The following is a 12,890-nucleotide window of genomic DNA, read 5'->3' on the forward strand; positions in this document are numbered from 1 at the left end:
GTAACGGCCAATGTGAACATCAGAGAAACCCCTGACAACAATAAAATAAAACAATACCCAATCAAACACGCCGCCTTTTTCGTGGACGACATCCATTATGAGGAATTGGTGTTACATCACGAATAGAAGTAATGACAAAACCAACAGATTGTAATGCACGCAAAGCAGACTCACGCCCTGACCCAGGACCACAAACTTCAACTTCTAACGAACGCATACCATGTTCTTGCGCTTTTTTAGCACAATCTTCTGCAGCAACCTGAGCAGCAAAAGGCGTAGACTTCCGTGAACCTTTAAACCCTTGAGCACCGGCAGATGACCAAGCAATTGTATTTCCCTGAGCATCTGTGATTGTAATCATTGTATTGTTAAATGTTGAATTGATATGCACAACACCTGACGAAATATTTTTGCGCTCGCGACGGCGAACACGCGTGGCTTCCTTGGCCATGATTTTCCTTTCAATGATCTCTTCACTGCCGTAACATCAGCAGCTCCACCCTCTTTATTCTTGTTAAAAACCTTAACAAGAAACAGAATATAAAAAAAACAAAATTCTTTATTTAATAAAAAATTTTATTTTTTCTTACCAGCAATTGCTTTAGCTGGCCCCTTACGCGTACGAGCATTCGTATGCGTACGCTGCCCACGAACAGGCAAAGAACGACGATGACGCAAACCACGGTAACAACCAAGATCCATCAAGCGCTTAACATTCATGGCAACCTCACGACGAAGATCTCCTTCAACCTGATAGCCTTGATCTATCGCTTCACGAATTTGCAATACCTCCGCATCGGAAAGCTCATGCACACGACGCCCTGTAGGAATGCCAACCTTTTTAGTAATTTCTTGAGCAAATTTTGGTCCTATCCCGTGAATATATTGAAGTGCAACAATTACACGCTTATTTGTCGGGATATTGACGCCAGCAATACGAGCCACGCCTACTCTCCTTAATTCTGTTGACAACTAACCATAAAATACCTGATGTACCTTATAGAAAAAAAATGATCCGACATAGATATACCCCGAATCCAATTATTTTACTGAAATAAATTAATTTTTCTTTTGATAGATTTTATCGAAAAAGTCAAGAGTTTTCGTTTATTTCTAAAAAATCCTTATTGAAGAAACTTCTTAATCACACGCGAAACTTCAGTAACATCCATCATTCCATTAACCACCTTCAATAATCCCTTCTCTGAATAAAATTTTGATAGAGGAATTGTTTTCTCACGATATTCTACCAATCGCTTTGCAAAAGCAACAGGATTGTCATCTGCGCGAACTTGCCCACCAGCAGCTATTGTCTCTTCAACACGTTTCTTCATACGTTCAATCAGGGCATCTTCATCAACACTCAGCTCAATAACAACATCAAGCTGCAGATTTTTCGACTGTAAAATCTGTTGCAGCGCTTCTGCCTGCCTCACAGTCCGTGGATAGCCATCCAAAACAAAACCGTTTACACAATTATTTTCATCAATGCGATCTGATACGATTTGATTAACAATGTTATCAGACACCAAAGCACCAGAACTCATTATAGCTTTGGCTTTTTTCCCAATTTCTGTCTCTCTGGAGATAACTTCACGCAACATATCACCTGTTGATAATTGAGGGATATTATACGTCTCAGTTAACATTTTAGCTTGCGTACCTTTTCCAGCTCCAGGAGCTCCTAAAAGAACAATTCTCATCGATTCCTTTTACCTCCACGAAGTTTTGACTTTTTAATCAATCCTTCATATTGGTGTGCAACAAGATGTCCTTGAATTTGAGCAACTGTATCAAGCGTAACCGTAACAACGATCAACAAAGATGTTCCCCCAAGATAAAAAGGAACCTGCAAAGCGGATATCATAAATTCAGGAAGCAAACAAACCAGAATAATATAAACCGCCCCCACAACAGTGATGCGTGTTAAAACATAATCAATATATTCAGCAGTACGTTCACCAGGACGAATACCCGGAATAAAACCAGAATGCTTTTTTAACTGATCAGCCGTATCACTTGGATTAAAGACAATAGCCGTATAAAAAAAGCAAAAAAATGCCATCAAAAATGCATAAATAATCATATAAAGTGGTTGCCCATGACCAAGAGAATAAGAAATAGCTTGCATCCAGTGAGGCATTTTATCAGAAAAATTATTAATAGTTGCAGGCAACAACAACAAAGATGAAGCAAAAATCGGCGGAATAACACCAGCTGTATTCAATTTTAAAGGAAGATGAGACATATCACCTTGAAACATCTGATTACCAACCTGACGTTTTGGATATTGGATAAGAATTCTCCGTTGTGCGCGCTCTACAAAAACAATAACGGCTATAACAGAAATCGCAATAAGAACAATACCTATCAACAAAAAAGTTGATAAATCAGCTTGACTATGAGCAGTTAAAAGTTGAGCAAAGGTGGAAGGAAGATTAGCGACAATCCCTGTGAAAATAATAAGGGAGACCCCATTACCAACACCACGTGATGTAATCTGCTCCCCAAGCCACATGAGAAACATTGTACCACCAACAAGTGTAATCACAGAAGAAATACGGAACATAAGTCCTGGTTCTATAACGATCTGAAGCCCTGTTCCTATACCAGATTCAAGTGCGACAGCAATACCAAACCCTTGTAAAATAGCCAATACAACTGTTACATATCGGGTATACTGATTAATAACCTTACGACCTACCTCACCCTCTTTCTTAAGTGTCTCCAACGAAGGAATAACGGAAGTGAGCAATTGTACAATAATTGATGCCGATATATAAGGCATAATTCCTAATGCAAAAATTGCCATACGCCCAACTGCACCTCCAGCAAACATATTAAACAGCCCCAAAACACCAGACGCATGATGTTCAAATGTTTGCCGCAAAGCATCAATATTAATACCAGGAAGAGAGATATAAGTACCAAAGCGATAGACAAGAAGCGCAGCTAGAGTAAACCAAATGCGTTTTTTTAATTCGGTCGCACGCGAAAAAATACCAAAGTCTATATTGGAAGCAAATTGCTCTGCTGCTGATGCCATAAAACGTCTCCAGTTCACACCCCAGTTTTTAAATTATACAACTATAATTTTAAAACTTCATATCATCATACATTAAGAGATGCAAAACCAAAATAATTCTCTATAAAATATATGTCTAAATGAAGCCCTTCTTTAGAGTATCATTTACATCACAAAACTTATCGAACAGCCTGCGGGAAAATGACTTGCCCCCCTGCTTTTTCGACCTTCATAAGAGCAACTTCTGAAGCACCAGAAACATGAACTATAATCTTGGCTTTTAATTCACCATCAGAAAGGAGGCGCACCCCATCTTTCATACGACGAATAATACCAGACTCTTTTAGAGCAATAATATCAATCGGCTTTTCAATATTCAATTTTCCAGCATCAATTGCTAATTGGATCCGCCCTAATGAAACTTCATTATAAGTCTTGGAAAAAAAGTTCCTAAATCCACGCTTTGGCAAACGACGATAGATAGGCATTTGCCCACCTTCAAAACCATTAAGCGAAACACCAGAACGTGATCTTTGCCCTTTGACACCACGACCACCCGTTTTACCAGTACCAGAACCGATACCACGACCAACACGTTTACGATTCCTTGTTGCACCTTCGCGATCACGTAGTTCATTGAGTTTCATATTTTATACTCCCGCAACCTTTAATCTTCATCTATAACACGAACAAGATGGCGAACCTTAGCAATCATACCGCGCACACAAAGCGTATCTTCTAAAACACGCCGCCTACGCATTTTATTTAATCCGAGCCCTTTTAAGGTTGCACGCTGAATCTGTGAGTTCCGAATCGGACTTCCAATTTGTTCTACCGTCACAGTTTTACAACTCTGAGATTTTTTTTGAACCATTTCTCAATTCCTTTTCTGACAATCTCAGAAACTATCCTTCTGCATCAACTAAATGCTGACGACGCGCCTGCAAAGTTGAATATTTTATACCCCGCTGAGCGGCAATATCCCTAGGATGCATTTGACGCTTTAAAGCATCAAATGTCGCACGCACCATGTTATAAGGATTGGACGACCCCAGTGATTTTGCAACAACATCCTGCATTCCAAGAGTTTCAAAAATCGCACGCATCGGTCCACCAGCAATAATACCAGTACCAGCAGAAGCTGAACGCAATAAAACACGACCAGCTCCATGACGTCCCTCAAGATCATGATGCAACGTACGACCAGACCGAAGTGGAACATAAATCATCCCACGCTTTGCGGCTTCTGTAGCTTTGCGAACAGCCTCTGGCACCTCACGCGCTTTACCATGACCAAAGCCTACACGACCTTTTTGATCTCCAACAACAACAAGAGCAGCAAAACCAAAACGCCGACCACCCTTTACAACTTTAGCAACACGATTGATATGAACAAGCCTATCGACAAATTCACTATCACGTTCATCTCGTTCACTACGTTCTTTTTGTGCCATTCCTCATTCCTTTTTCTTTTCCGGAAGCACGCCAACAAAGTTCCACTATATAATCAGAGAAACTTATACGAAACACCCCTAAAAATCTCCTTACTTAAATTTCTAAATAAGGCTCTTTAGAAGTTCAAGCCACCCTCACGAGCAGCTTCAGCCAAAGCCTTTACTCTACCGTGGTAAACATATGCCCCACGATCAAAAACCACCTCATTAACACCAGCTTTTTTTGCACGCTCAGCAATTAACTTACCAACAGCAAAAGCGGCCTCTTTATCAGCACCACTTTTTAATGATTTTTTCAAATCGCTCTCAAGGGTAGAGGCCGAAACAAGCGTATAGCCACGCAAGTCATCGATAATTTGAGCATAGATATTCTGGTTTGAGCGATAAACACTAAGCCGTGGACGATCACTAGAAACCGTCTTAATTCTACGACGAACACGCCGTGCACGACGCTGGATAATGTCCTTAGATGAAGCCATAATACAAAACCCTTACTTCTTCTTACCTTCTTTACGGAAGATGCGCTCATCTGCATGCTTAACACCTTTCCCCTTATAAGGTTCAGGTCTACGATATTCACGAATTTCCGCTGCGACTTGCCCAACTTGCTGCTTATCAATTCCAGAAACAACAATCTCTGTAGGCTTAGGAACAGTTACAGTAACTCCCGATGGCACTTTATAAACCACATCGTGGGAAAAACCTAACGATAACTGCACATCCCTACCCTGCAAAGCAGCACGATAACCAACCCCACTGATCTCTAACCTCTTTTCAAAACCATCCTTTACACCACAAAAAATATTTTCAATCATTGAACGTGACATACCCCATTTAGAGCGTGCATCTTTTGATTGATCCCGTGGAGAAACTGATACAGCATTATCTTCAATTTTCACTAAGACTTCATCATTAACAACGTAACTTAGTTCACCTTTTGGACCTTTTACTTTAACCAGCTGACCTTCAACAGTTGCAGTAACCCCAGAAGGAATTGAAATGGGCTTTTTTCCAATACGAGACATTGTTCTAACCTACTTTTCTTCTGTTTTCTTGAACATACTTAGAAAACACGACAAAGGAGCTCTCCACCAACATTCTGCTCACGCGCCTCATGATCTGCCATAACTCCCTTAGGAGTTGATAAAATAGAAATACCAAGACCATTTGCTACGTGAGGCAGTGATTTAGCAGAAACATACACACGACGACCAGGCTTTGAAACACGTGAAATATCACGAATAGCAGCCAACCCTTCAAAATATTTCAACTCGATTTCAATTTCAGATTTTCCATCACCTAAATCGACTTGATTATATCCACGAATATAACCTTCCGATTGAAGAACATCAAGAACGCGTGCACGCAGCGTCGAAGCAGGCGTAATCACTTTACCTTTTTTACGACCAAGTGCATTACGAATACGTGTTAACATATCACCAAGAGGATCTGACATAGACATTGAAATTCTCCTCTCACCAACTAGACTTAACAATACCCGGAATATGCCCGATAGAACCAAGTTCACGCAATGCAATCCGCGACATTTTCAATTTACGATAATAAGCCCGTGGACGTCCTGAAACTTCACAACGATTACGAACACGAACTTTTGCAGAATTACGTGGCAACTCTGCCAACTGAACAGAAGCTTTAAAACGCTCTTCAAGAGAAACCTTCTGATCCATAACGATCGCTTTCAAACGCGCGCGACGGGCAGCATAACGCTTTACCATCACTTCACGATGCTTATTTTTCTCAACGGCACTCACTTTGGCCATAATCTTACCTCGCTACGTTTGGCGTTACGAACGAAAAGGAAAATTAAAAGCACGCAACAATTCACGTGCCTCATCATCCGTTTTCGCTGTCGTACAAACGATAATATCCATGCCCCAAATTTGATCAACCTTGTCATAGTTGATCTCTGGAAACACAATGTGCTCTTTAATACCCATAGCAAAATTGCCACGACCATCAAAGCTTTTTGGATTCAAACCACGAAAGTCACGAACCCGCGGAAGCGCAATCGTAACAAGACGATCTAAAAACTCAAACATACGATCTTTACGCAATGTAACTTTAGCCCCAAGCGGCATTCCTTCACGAACTTTAAAGGTTGCAATAGAATTACGAGCACGAGTAACAACAGCCTTTTGACCTGTTATAAGCGCCAAATCCTCAGCAGCAAAAGACGGTTTCTTGGAATCAGCAGTTGCCTCACCAATACCCATATTAACTACAATTTTGTCAACCCGCGGAATTTGCATTGCATTTTTATAGTGAAACTTCTCTTGAAGCGCTTTACGAACCACTTCAAAATAATGCGTCTTCATGCGCGGTGTTTGTTTTTCTTCAGCCATTAATCAATTCTCCCGAACGCCTGGCAAAACGAACCTTATTACCATCTGCATTCATACGAAAACCTACACGTGTAGGCTTACCATCTTTAGGATCGGCAATCGCCAAATTAGATAGATGAATTGGAGCTTCTTTAGAAACAATTCCTGCTTCCTGCTTTTGTGTCTGACGTTGATGACGTTTAATCATATTAACACCACGAACAAAAGCCTTATTCTCCTTTGGATTCACCTTAATGACTTCACCACTACATCCTTTATCTTTACCAGATAAAACAACAACTTTATCACCTTTTCGAATCTTCTGCATAATATCCACTCCTTATAACACTTCAGGAGCGAGCGAGATGATCTTCATATGGTTCCTACCACGAAGTTCGCGGGGAACTGGTCCAAAGATACGTGTACCGATCGGCTCTTTTTTATTATCCACCAAAACAGCAGCATTGCTATCAAAACGAATGACACTACCGTCTGCGCGACGAATATCTTTAGCAGTACGGACCACTACAGCTTTCATCACATCACCCTTTTTAACACGGCCACGAGGAATAGCATCCTTGACCGAAACAACAATAATGTCACCGACCGAAGCATACTTTCGCTTTGAACCGCCTAACACTTTGATGCACATGACACGACGAGCACCAGAATTATCGGCAACGTCGAGGTTTGTTTGCATCTGAATCATGACTGGCCACCTTCTCTTAACATTTATATCCGGTCGTGTCCTTAACACATCCGGATTTGCCTGCCAAATAACGATAAAGCTACTGTCTTTAAATCTATCAACGGAAAAAAACCACTGCTAAACTTTAAAACAATAAACTTGACGAACTACGCTGCACTGCCTTTAACAACAATCCAACGTTTATCTCTTGAAATTGGTTTAGATTCCTGAATAGAAATTTGATCCCCAATCTTAAACTGGTTGTTTTCGTCATGCGCCTTATATTTTTTAGACTGCCGAACGGTCTTTTTGAGAAGTGGATGAGAATAACGCCGCTCCACTTTCACAACCACAGTCTTATCACTCTTGTCGCTAACGACAACACCCTGCAAAATGCGTTTAGGCATCTCTAATTTCCTTAAACCTTACTTTCGTTTATCTTCTGACGAAGAAAAGTTTTAACACGCGCAATATCACGACGAACCTGCCTGACACGTGCAGTCTTTTCTAATTGACCTGTTGCTTTCTGAAAGCGCAAATTAAATTGCTCTTTCTTCAACTTAGCCAACTCATCTTTCATTTGGTCGAGCGTTTGCGCCCGTAATTCTGTGGCTCTCATCGCTTACCTCTTTATTCAGCAATCCGCTGGATGAAACGTGTTTTAATAGGTAGCTTTGCAGCACCAAGTCTCAGTGCTTCACGCGCCACATCCTCAGGAACCCCATCAAGCTCAAACATGACACGCCCAGGCGCAACACGAGCAGCCCAATAATCCACACTTCCTTTACCCTTACCCATACGAACTTCCGTCGGCTTAGACGTCACCGGCAGATCTGGAAAAATACGAATCCATACACGACCAGAACGTTTCATATAACGTGTAATCGCACGACGCGCCGCTTCAATTTGGCGTGCAGTGATTCTCTCCGGCTCAACAGCTTTCAGACCGTAAGCTCCGAAATTCAGATCTGTACCGCCCTTCGAAGCACCGTGAATACGACCCTTAAACTGTTTACGGAACTTTGTGCGCTTTGGCTGCAACATTGTCCTCTACTCCAAACTTTTATTCAATCACAAAAACTAAGCATTTTCGCGGCGACGATTCGATGAAGAACCAGAATGATCTGCCTCTGTAGCACGACGCTCTGAAGCCATCGGATCATGTTCAAGAATTTCACCTTTAAAGACCCAAACCTTAACGCCACAAATACCATAAGCAGTCTTAGCTTCTGCTGTACCGTAATCAACATCAGAACGCAAGGTATGAAGTGGAACACGACCTTCACGATACCATTCCATACGTGCAATTTCAGCACCACCAAGACGACCAGAGCAATTAATACGAATTCCTTCTGCCCCAAGACGCATAGCTGATTGAACTGCACGTTTCATTGCACGACGAAAGGCAACACGACGCTCTAACTGCTGTGCAATTGACTGCGCAATAATTGTAGCATCAATTTCCGGCTTGCGTATCTCTACAATATTCAATGAAGTCTCAGCATTGGTCATTTCCGAAAGCTTACGACGGAGCTTTTCGATATCAGCTCCTTTTTTACCAATAATAAGACCAGGACGTGCCGAATGAATCGTTACACGACATTTTTTATGAGGACGCTCAATAACAACTTTAGAAATAGCAGCCTGTTTCAATTCCTCTAATACATATAAACGAATCTTCAAATCTTCATGAAGAAGACGCCCATATTCACCACTATCAGCATACCAACGGGAATCCCAAGTCCGATTGACACCAAGACGAAGTCCTATTGGATTGATCTTCTGACCCATTATGCGGCCTCCACTTTTTCGGTAACTTCACGAACAATAATAGTAAGATGCGAAAACGGACGTTCAATCCTACTAGCACGTCCACGACCGCGAACATGAAAACGCTTCATCACTATCGACTTACCAACATAAGCTTCTGCAACAACCAGCGAATCAATATCAAGATCGTGGTTATTCTCTGCATTTGCAATCGCTGATTCAAGAGTTTTTTTCACAGTCCCAGCAACACGTTTACGTGAAAACGTCAAATCAGCAAGCGCCACATTAACTCTTTTACCACGAATCATCGCAGCAACCAAATTAAGCTTTTGTGGACTAACACGGATCGTCCGAGCAACAGCCTTTGCCTCATTTTCTTTAAGCTGGCGCGGAATCTTAGCTTTTCCCATTACCTATTTCCTCTTCGCTTTTTTATCTGCACCATGCCCATAATAAGTCCGAGTGGGAGCAAACTCACCAAACTTATGCCCAACCATCTCTTCAGAAACAGAAACAGGAATATGCTTATTGCCGTTGTAAACACCAAAAGTTAAGCCAACAAACTGTGGCAAAATAGTAGAGCGACGACTCCATATTTTAATAACTTCATTGCGTCCACTCGCACGAACCTTTTCTGCTTTCCCAAGAAGATAGCCGTCAACAAACGGACCTTTCCAAACTGAACGAACCACTTCAGACTACCTTTCTCATTTCTTGCGCTGATGACGCGTACGCATAATAAACTTATCAGTGGCCTTATTGGAGCGCGTACGCTTACCCTTTGTAGGTTTTCCCCAAGGAGACACTGGATGACGTCCCCCTGATGTACGACCTTCACCACCACCATGTGGATGATCAACTGGGTTCATAGCAACACCACGAACATGTGGACGTTTACCACGCCAACGTGACCGACCTGCCTTACCATCATTAATATTCCCATGATCAGGATTTGAAACAGCACCAACGGTTGCAAAACAACTGCTAGACACCAAACGCTGTTCGCCAGAATTAAGACGAAGAATAGCCATTCCTTGATCACGTCCAACCAACTGTGCATAAGTACCAGCTGAACGAGCAATCTGACCACCTTTCCCAGGCTTCATTTCAACATTATGAATAATTGTGCCAACCGGCATATTACCGAGAGGCATAGCATTACCTGGTTTAACATCAACATTTGAACCAGCAATAATAGAATCGCCAACACCAAGACGCTGTGGAGCGAGAATATAACTTAATTGCCCATCTTCATAGCGAATGAGTGCGATAAAAGCCGTGCGATTTGGATCATATTCCAAACGCTCAACCTTTGCTGAAACATCACGTTTAAGACGCTTAAAATCGACAAATCTATAACTACGTTTATGACCACCACCCTGAAAACGAGCCGTAACACGACCACGATTATTACGCCCACCTTTTGATGACAAACCTTCAGTCAGCGTTTTTACAGCCTTACCCTTATAAAGACAAGAGCGATCTACAATAACAAGCTGACGCTGCCCTGGCGTAGTTGGATTAAACTGCTTAAGTGCCATTATCCTTATCTCCGAGCCTCTTTAAAGACCTGTAGAAACGTCGATAGACTGACCACTCGCCAGCGTCACGATCGCTTTCTTGACATCACTCTGCCGACCAACAATGCCTTTAAAACGCTTCACTTTACCCTTACGGACTATCGTGTTAACTGCCTTCACTTTAACGCTAAAAAGCGCTTCAACAGCAGCCTTAATTTCAGGCTTCGTCGCTTTCGGCGCGACATTAAAAGCAACTTGATTATATTCAGAAATCATAGTCGACTTTTCAGTAATAATTGGACTAACAATTATATCATAATGGCGAAGATCTGTCATTTAAAACGCTCCTCAAGAGCCTCAACAGCTGCCTTTGATAAAACAAGTTTGCTGCGACGCAAAATATCATAAACGTTAATTCCTTGAATTGGTAGAATATCAATATTCGGAATATTAGATGCCGCCCGAGAAAAATTAATATCGATTTCCTTACCACCAATTAAGAGAGCATTATCAAACCCAAGCTTAGAAAAACGAGAAACAAGCATTTTGGTTTTAGCGTCTTGAACATGCATTTCATCAACAACAATTAAATCTTTTGCCTTTAACTTTGCTGACAAAGCAATCCGTAATCCAAGGGCACGAATTTTTTTAGGAAGATCATGCGCATGACTACGAGCCACTGGACCATGTGCCTTACCACCACCTCGAAACTGAGGAGCACGAGCTGATGAATGTCGAGCACGCCCCGTTCCTTTTTGTTTAAACATCTTTGCACCGGTTCGCGATACATCAGAGCGCCCCTGTGATTGATGAGTTCCCTGTTGACGACGCGCCAACTGCCAACGAACAACACGTTGTAAAATATCTTCACGTGGAACAAGACCAAATATAGCTTCAGAAACCTTTAGCTTACCAACCTCATCTCCATCAAGGGTTTTAATTACAAGATCCATTATTCGGCTCCCTCAAGTTCAGAGGTTTCCACCATTGGAGCAACCATTTCCGTTTTCTCCTTTGCAAAACGACGAACACCAGCAGGCTTCGGCGCATTATCGGGGAGAGGTTTCTTTACAGCATCTCGCACCAAAATCCAAGCACCTTTACAGCCAGAAACAGCTCCACGCACCAAAATCAAACCGCGCTCAATATCTGTAGAAACAACCTCAATATTCTGTGTTGTTACACGGACCTGCCCCATATGGCCAGCCATTTTCTTACCTTTAAATACTTTACCTGGATCTTGACACTGACCTGTCGAACCATGTGCACGATGTGTGATTGAATTACCATGTGAAGCACGATGTCCACCAAAATTATGGCGTTTCATAACACCGGCAAAACCTTTACCAATACTCGTACCTGTTACATCAACTCTTTGCCCTGGAACAAAATGTTCCACTGTAATCTCAGTACCAACATCAAGAAGATTATCAGGAGTCACACGAAATTCTGCTATTTTAGCTTTTGGCTCAACAGAAGCCTTAGCAAAATGCCCACGAAGGGCCTTTGAGGTACTCTTAACCTTTGCCAAGCCTACACCTAATTGAACAGCAGTATAACCATTCTTTTCAACTGTACGCTGAGCCACAACTTGACAATTCTCCAAACGAAGTACTGTTACCGGCACATGCTCACCAGCTTCATTATAAATACGGGTCATGCCCAGCTTCTGTGCTATTACACCTGAACGCATCGGGTCTGTTCCTTCTGTCCTCACCTCAGAGCTTAATCTCTACATCCACACCAGCAGAAAGATCGAGCTTCATAAGAGCATCCACTGTCTGCGGTGTTGGATCAACAATATCAAGAAGACGCTTATGTGTACGCATTTCAAACTGCTCACGGCTCTTCTTATCGATGTGCGGTCCGCGATTGACCGTAAACTTCTCAATCCGCGTTGGGAGCGGAATAGGACCACGGACATTTGCACCAGTACGCTTAGCCGTCGACACAATCTCACGCGTCGATGAATCAAGAATTCTGTGATCAAACGCCTTCAAGCGAATGCGGATATTTTGACTGTTCATGCTCTTTTATTTCCCTGTCACGCAAAGCACCTTTATTGTTAAAAGGTGCTCTTCAATAACCATT

At 42.0% G+C, this 12,890-nt stretch carries 25 protein-coding genes; all 25 read right to left on the reverse strand.

What is annotated here, in order from left to right; all coding sequences use genetic code 11:
- Positions 1 to 61: 61 nt before the first annotated feature.
- The 25 genes from rpsK to rpsJ all read right to left on the reverse strand — a co-directional run bounded on the left by rpsK (position 62) and on the right by rpsJ (position 12,826).
- Entirely contained in the window at positions 62 to 451 is a 390-nt protein-coding gene (gene rpsK, locus BN202_RS01745) for a 30S ribosomal protein S11 (RefSeq protein ID WP_006589521.1), read from the reverse strand.
- 125 nt (positions 452 to 576) lie between these two features.
- Positions 577 to 945 carry a 30S ribosomal protein S13 gene (gene rpsM / locus BN202_RS01750; protein WP_019218803.1) on the reverse strand — a complete coding sequence of 123 codons (369 nt, stop codon included), beginning with the start codon at positions 943 to 945 and terminating at the stop codon, positions 577 to 579.
- Between the two features lie 179 nt (positions 946 to 1,124).
- Entirely contained in the window at positions 1,125 to 1,703 is a 579-nt protein-coding gene (locus tag BN202_RS01755) for an adenylate kinase (protein WP_019218804.1), read from the reverse strand.
- Positions 1,700 to 3,046 carry a preprotein translocase subunit SecY gene (gene secY / locus BN202_RS01760; RefSeq protein WP_019218805.1) on the reverse strand — a complete coding sequence of 449 codons (1,347 nt, stop codon included), beginning with the start codon at positions 3,044 to 3,046 and terminating at the stop codon, positions 1,700 to 1,702. Before secY ends, BN202_RS01755 begins: the two co-directional genes overlap by 4 nt.
- Positions 3,047 to 3,204: 158 nt before the next feature.
- Positions 3,205 to 3,672: a 50S ribosomal protein L15 gene (gene rplO, locus BN202_RS01765; RefSeq protein WP_019218806.1), complete on the reverse strand. Its 468-nt coding sequence runs from the start codon at positions 3,670 to 3,672 to the stop codon at positions 3,205 to 3,207.
- Between the two features lie 20 nt (positions 3,673 to 3,692).
- Positions 3,693 to 3,899, reverse strand: coding sequence for a 50S ribosomal protein L30 (gene rpmD / locus BN202_RS01770; RefSeq protein ID WP_019218807.1), 207 nt, complete (start codon positions 3,897 to 3,899; stop codon positions 3,693 to 3,695).
- Positions 3,900 to 3,930: 31 nt separating this feature from the next.
- A complete protein-coding gene (rpsE, locus tag BN202_RS01775; protein ID WP_019218808.1) occupies positions 3,931 to 4,479 on the reverse strand; it encodes a 30S ribosomal protein S5 in 549 nt (182 codons plus the stop codon).
- 116 nt (positions 4,480 to 4,595) lie between these two features.
- Positions 4,596 to 4,958 carry a 50S ribosomal protein L18 gene (gene rplR, locus BN202_RS01780; RefSeq protein ID WP_019218809.1) on the reverse strand — a complete coding sequence of 121 codons (363 nt, stop codon included), beginning with the start codon at positions 4,956 to 4,958 and terminating at the stop codon, positions 4,596 to 4,598.
- A gap of 12 nt (positions 4,959 to 4,970) precedes the next feature.
- On the reverse strand, positions 4,971 to 5,504 hold the full coding sequence (gene rplF, locus BN202_RS01785) for a 50S ribosomal protein L6 (protein WP_019218810.1): 534 nt from the start codon (positions 5,502 to 5,504) through the stop codon (positions 4,971 to 4,973).
- 38 nt (positions 5,505 to 5,542) lie between these two features.
- A complete protein-coding gene (gene rpsH / locus BN202_RS01790) occupies positions 5,543 to 5,941 on the reverse strand; it encodes a 30S ribosomal protein S8 (protein WP_019218811.1) in 399 nt (132 codons plus the stop codon).
- Positions 5,942 to 5,954: 13 nt separating this feature from the next.
- Positions 5,955 to 6,260 carry a 30S ribosomal protein S14 gene (gene rpsN, locus BN202_RS01795; protein WP_019218812.1) on the reverse strand — a complete coding sequence of 102 codons (306 nt, stop codon included), beginning with the start codon at positions 6,258 to 6,260 and terminating at the stop codon, positions 5,955 to 5,957.
- A 24-nt stretch (positions 6,261 to 6,284) separates the two neighbouring features.
- A complete protein-coding gene (gene rplE, locus BN202_RS01800; RefSeq protein ID WP_019218813.1) occupies positions 6,285 to 6,842 on the reverse strand; it encodes a 50S ribosomal protein L5 in 558 nt (185 codons plus the stop codon).
- Positions 6,835 to 7,149: a 50S ribosomal protein L24 gene (gene rplX / locus BN202_RS01805; RefSeq protein ID WP_019218814.1), complete on the reverse strand. Its 315-nt coding sequence runs from the start codon at positions 7,147 to 7,149 to the stop codon at positions 6,835 to 6,837. The genes rplE and rplX overlap by 8 nt, the downstream gene beginning before the upstream one ends.
- Positions 7,150 to 7,161: 12 nt before the next feature.
- Positions 7,162 to 7,530 carry a 50S ribosomal protein L14 gene (gene rplN / locus BN202_RS01810; RefSeq protein WP_004855715.1) on the reverse strand — a complete coding sequence of 123 codons (369 nt, stop codon included), beginning with the start codon at positions 7,528 to 7,530 and terminating at the stop codon, positions 7,162 to 7,164.
- 146 nt (positions 7,531 to 7,676) lie between these two features.
- Positions 7,677 to 7,916: a 30S ribosomal protein S17 gene (rpsQ, locus tag BN202_RS01815; RefSeq protein ID WP_019218815.1), complete on the reverse strand. Its 240-nt coding sequence runs from the start codon at positions 7,914 to 7,916 to the stop codon at positions 7,677 to 7,679.
- Positions 7,917 to 7,927: 11 nt separating this feature from the next.
- Positions 7,928 to 8,128, reverse strand: a complete 201-nt coding sequence (gene rpmC, locus BN202_RS01820) for a 50S ribosomal protein L29 (protein WP_010705113.1) — start codon at positions 8,126 to 8,128, stop codon at positions 7,928 to 7,930.
- A gap of 11 nt (positions 8,129 to 8,139) precedes the next feature.
- On the reverse strand, positions 8,140 to 8,553 hold the full coding sequence (gene rplP / locus BN202_RS01825; protein ID WP_019218816.1) for a 50S ribosomal protein L16: 414 nt from the start codon (positions 8,551 to 8,553) through the stop codon (positions 8,140 to 8,142).
- Between the two features lie 36 nt (positions 8,554 to 8,589).
- Positions 8,590 to 9,300 (reverse strand): 30S ribosomal protein S3, encoded by a 711-nt coding sequence (gene rpsC, locus BN202_RS01830; RefSeq protein ID WP_019218817.1) that lies wholly within the window; start codon positions 9,298 to 9,300, stop codon positions 8,590 to 8,592.
- Positions 9,300 to 9,689 (reverse strand): 50S ribosomal protein L22, encoded by a 390-nt coding sequence (gene rplV, locus BN202_RS01835; protein ID WP_019218818.1) that lies wholly within the window; start codon positions 9,687 to 9,689, stop codon positions 9,300 to 9,302. Before rplV ends, rpsC begins: the two co-directional genes overlap by 1 nt.
- A 3-nt stretch (positions 9,690 to 9,692) precedes the next feature.
- Positions 9,693 to 9,971, reverse strand: coding sequence for a 30S ribosomal protein S19 (rpsS, locus tag BN202_RS01840; RefSeq protein ID WP_004855734.1), 279 nt, complete (start codon positions 9,969 to 9,971; stop codon positions 9,693 to 9,695).
- Positions 9,972 to 9,986: 15 nt separating this feature from the next.
- Complete coding sequence (rplB, locus tag BN202_RS01845; protein ID WP_019218819.1) at positions 9,987 to 10,820, reverse strand: 50S ribosomal protein L2; 834 nt, start codon at positions 10,818 to 10,820, stop codon at positions 9,987 to 9,989.
- Between the two features lie 21 nt (positions 10,821 to 10,841).
- Positions 10,842 to 11,135, reverse strand: a complete 294-nt coding sequence (locus tag BN202_RS01850; protein ID WP_004861857.1) for a 50S ribosomal protein L23 — start codon at positions 11,133 to 11,135, stop codon at positions 10,842 to 10,844.
- On the reverse strand, positions 11,132 to 11,752 hold the full coding sequence (gene rplD, locus BN202_RS01855) for a 50S ribosomal protein L4 (RefSeq protein WP_019218820.1): 621 nt from the start codon (positions 11,750 to 11,752) through the stop codon (positions 11,132 to 11,134). Before rplD ends, BN202_RS01850 begins: the two co-directional genes overlap by 4 nt.
- Positions 11,752 to 12,492: a 50S ribosomal protein L3 gene (gene rplC, locus BN202_RS01860; RefSeq protein WP_019218821.1), complete on the reverse strand. Its 741-nt coding sequence runs from the start codon at positions 12,490 to 12,492 to the stop codon at positions 11,752 to 11,754. The genes rplD and rplC overlap by 1 nt, the downstream gene beginning before the upstream one ends.
- A 25-nt stretch (positions 12,493 to 12,517) precedes the next feature.
- Positions 12,518 to 12,826, reverse strand: coding sequence for a 30S ribosomal protein S10 (gene rpsJ / locus BN202_RS01865; protein WP_019218822.1), 309 nt, complete (start codon positions 12,824 to 12,826; stop codon positions 12,518 to 12,520).
- Between the last annotated feature and the right edge of the window lie 64 nt (positions 12,827 to 12,890).

Source organism: Bartonella florencae (assembly GCF_000312525.1).
Lineage (GTDB): Bacteria > Pseudomonadota > Alphaproteobacteria > Rhizobiales > Rhizobiaceae > Bartonella > Bartonella florencae.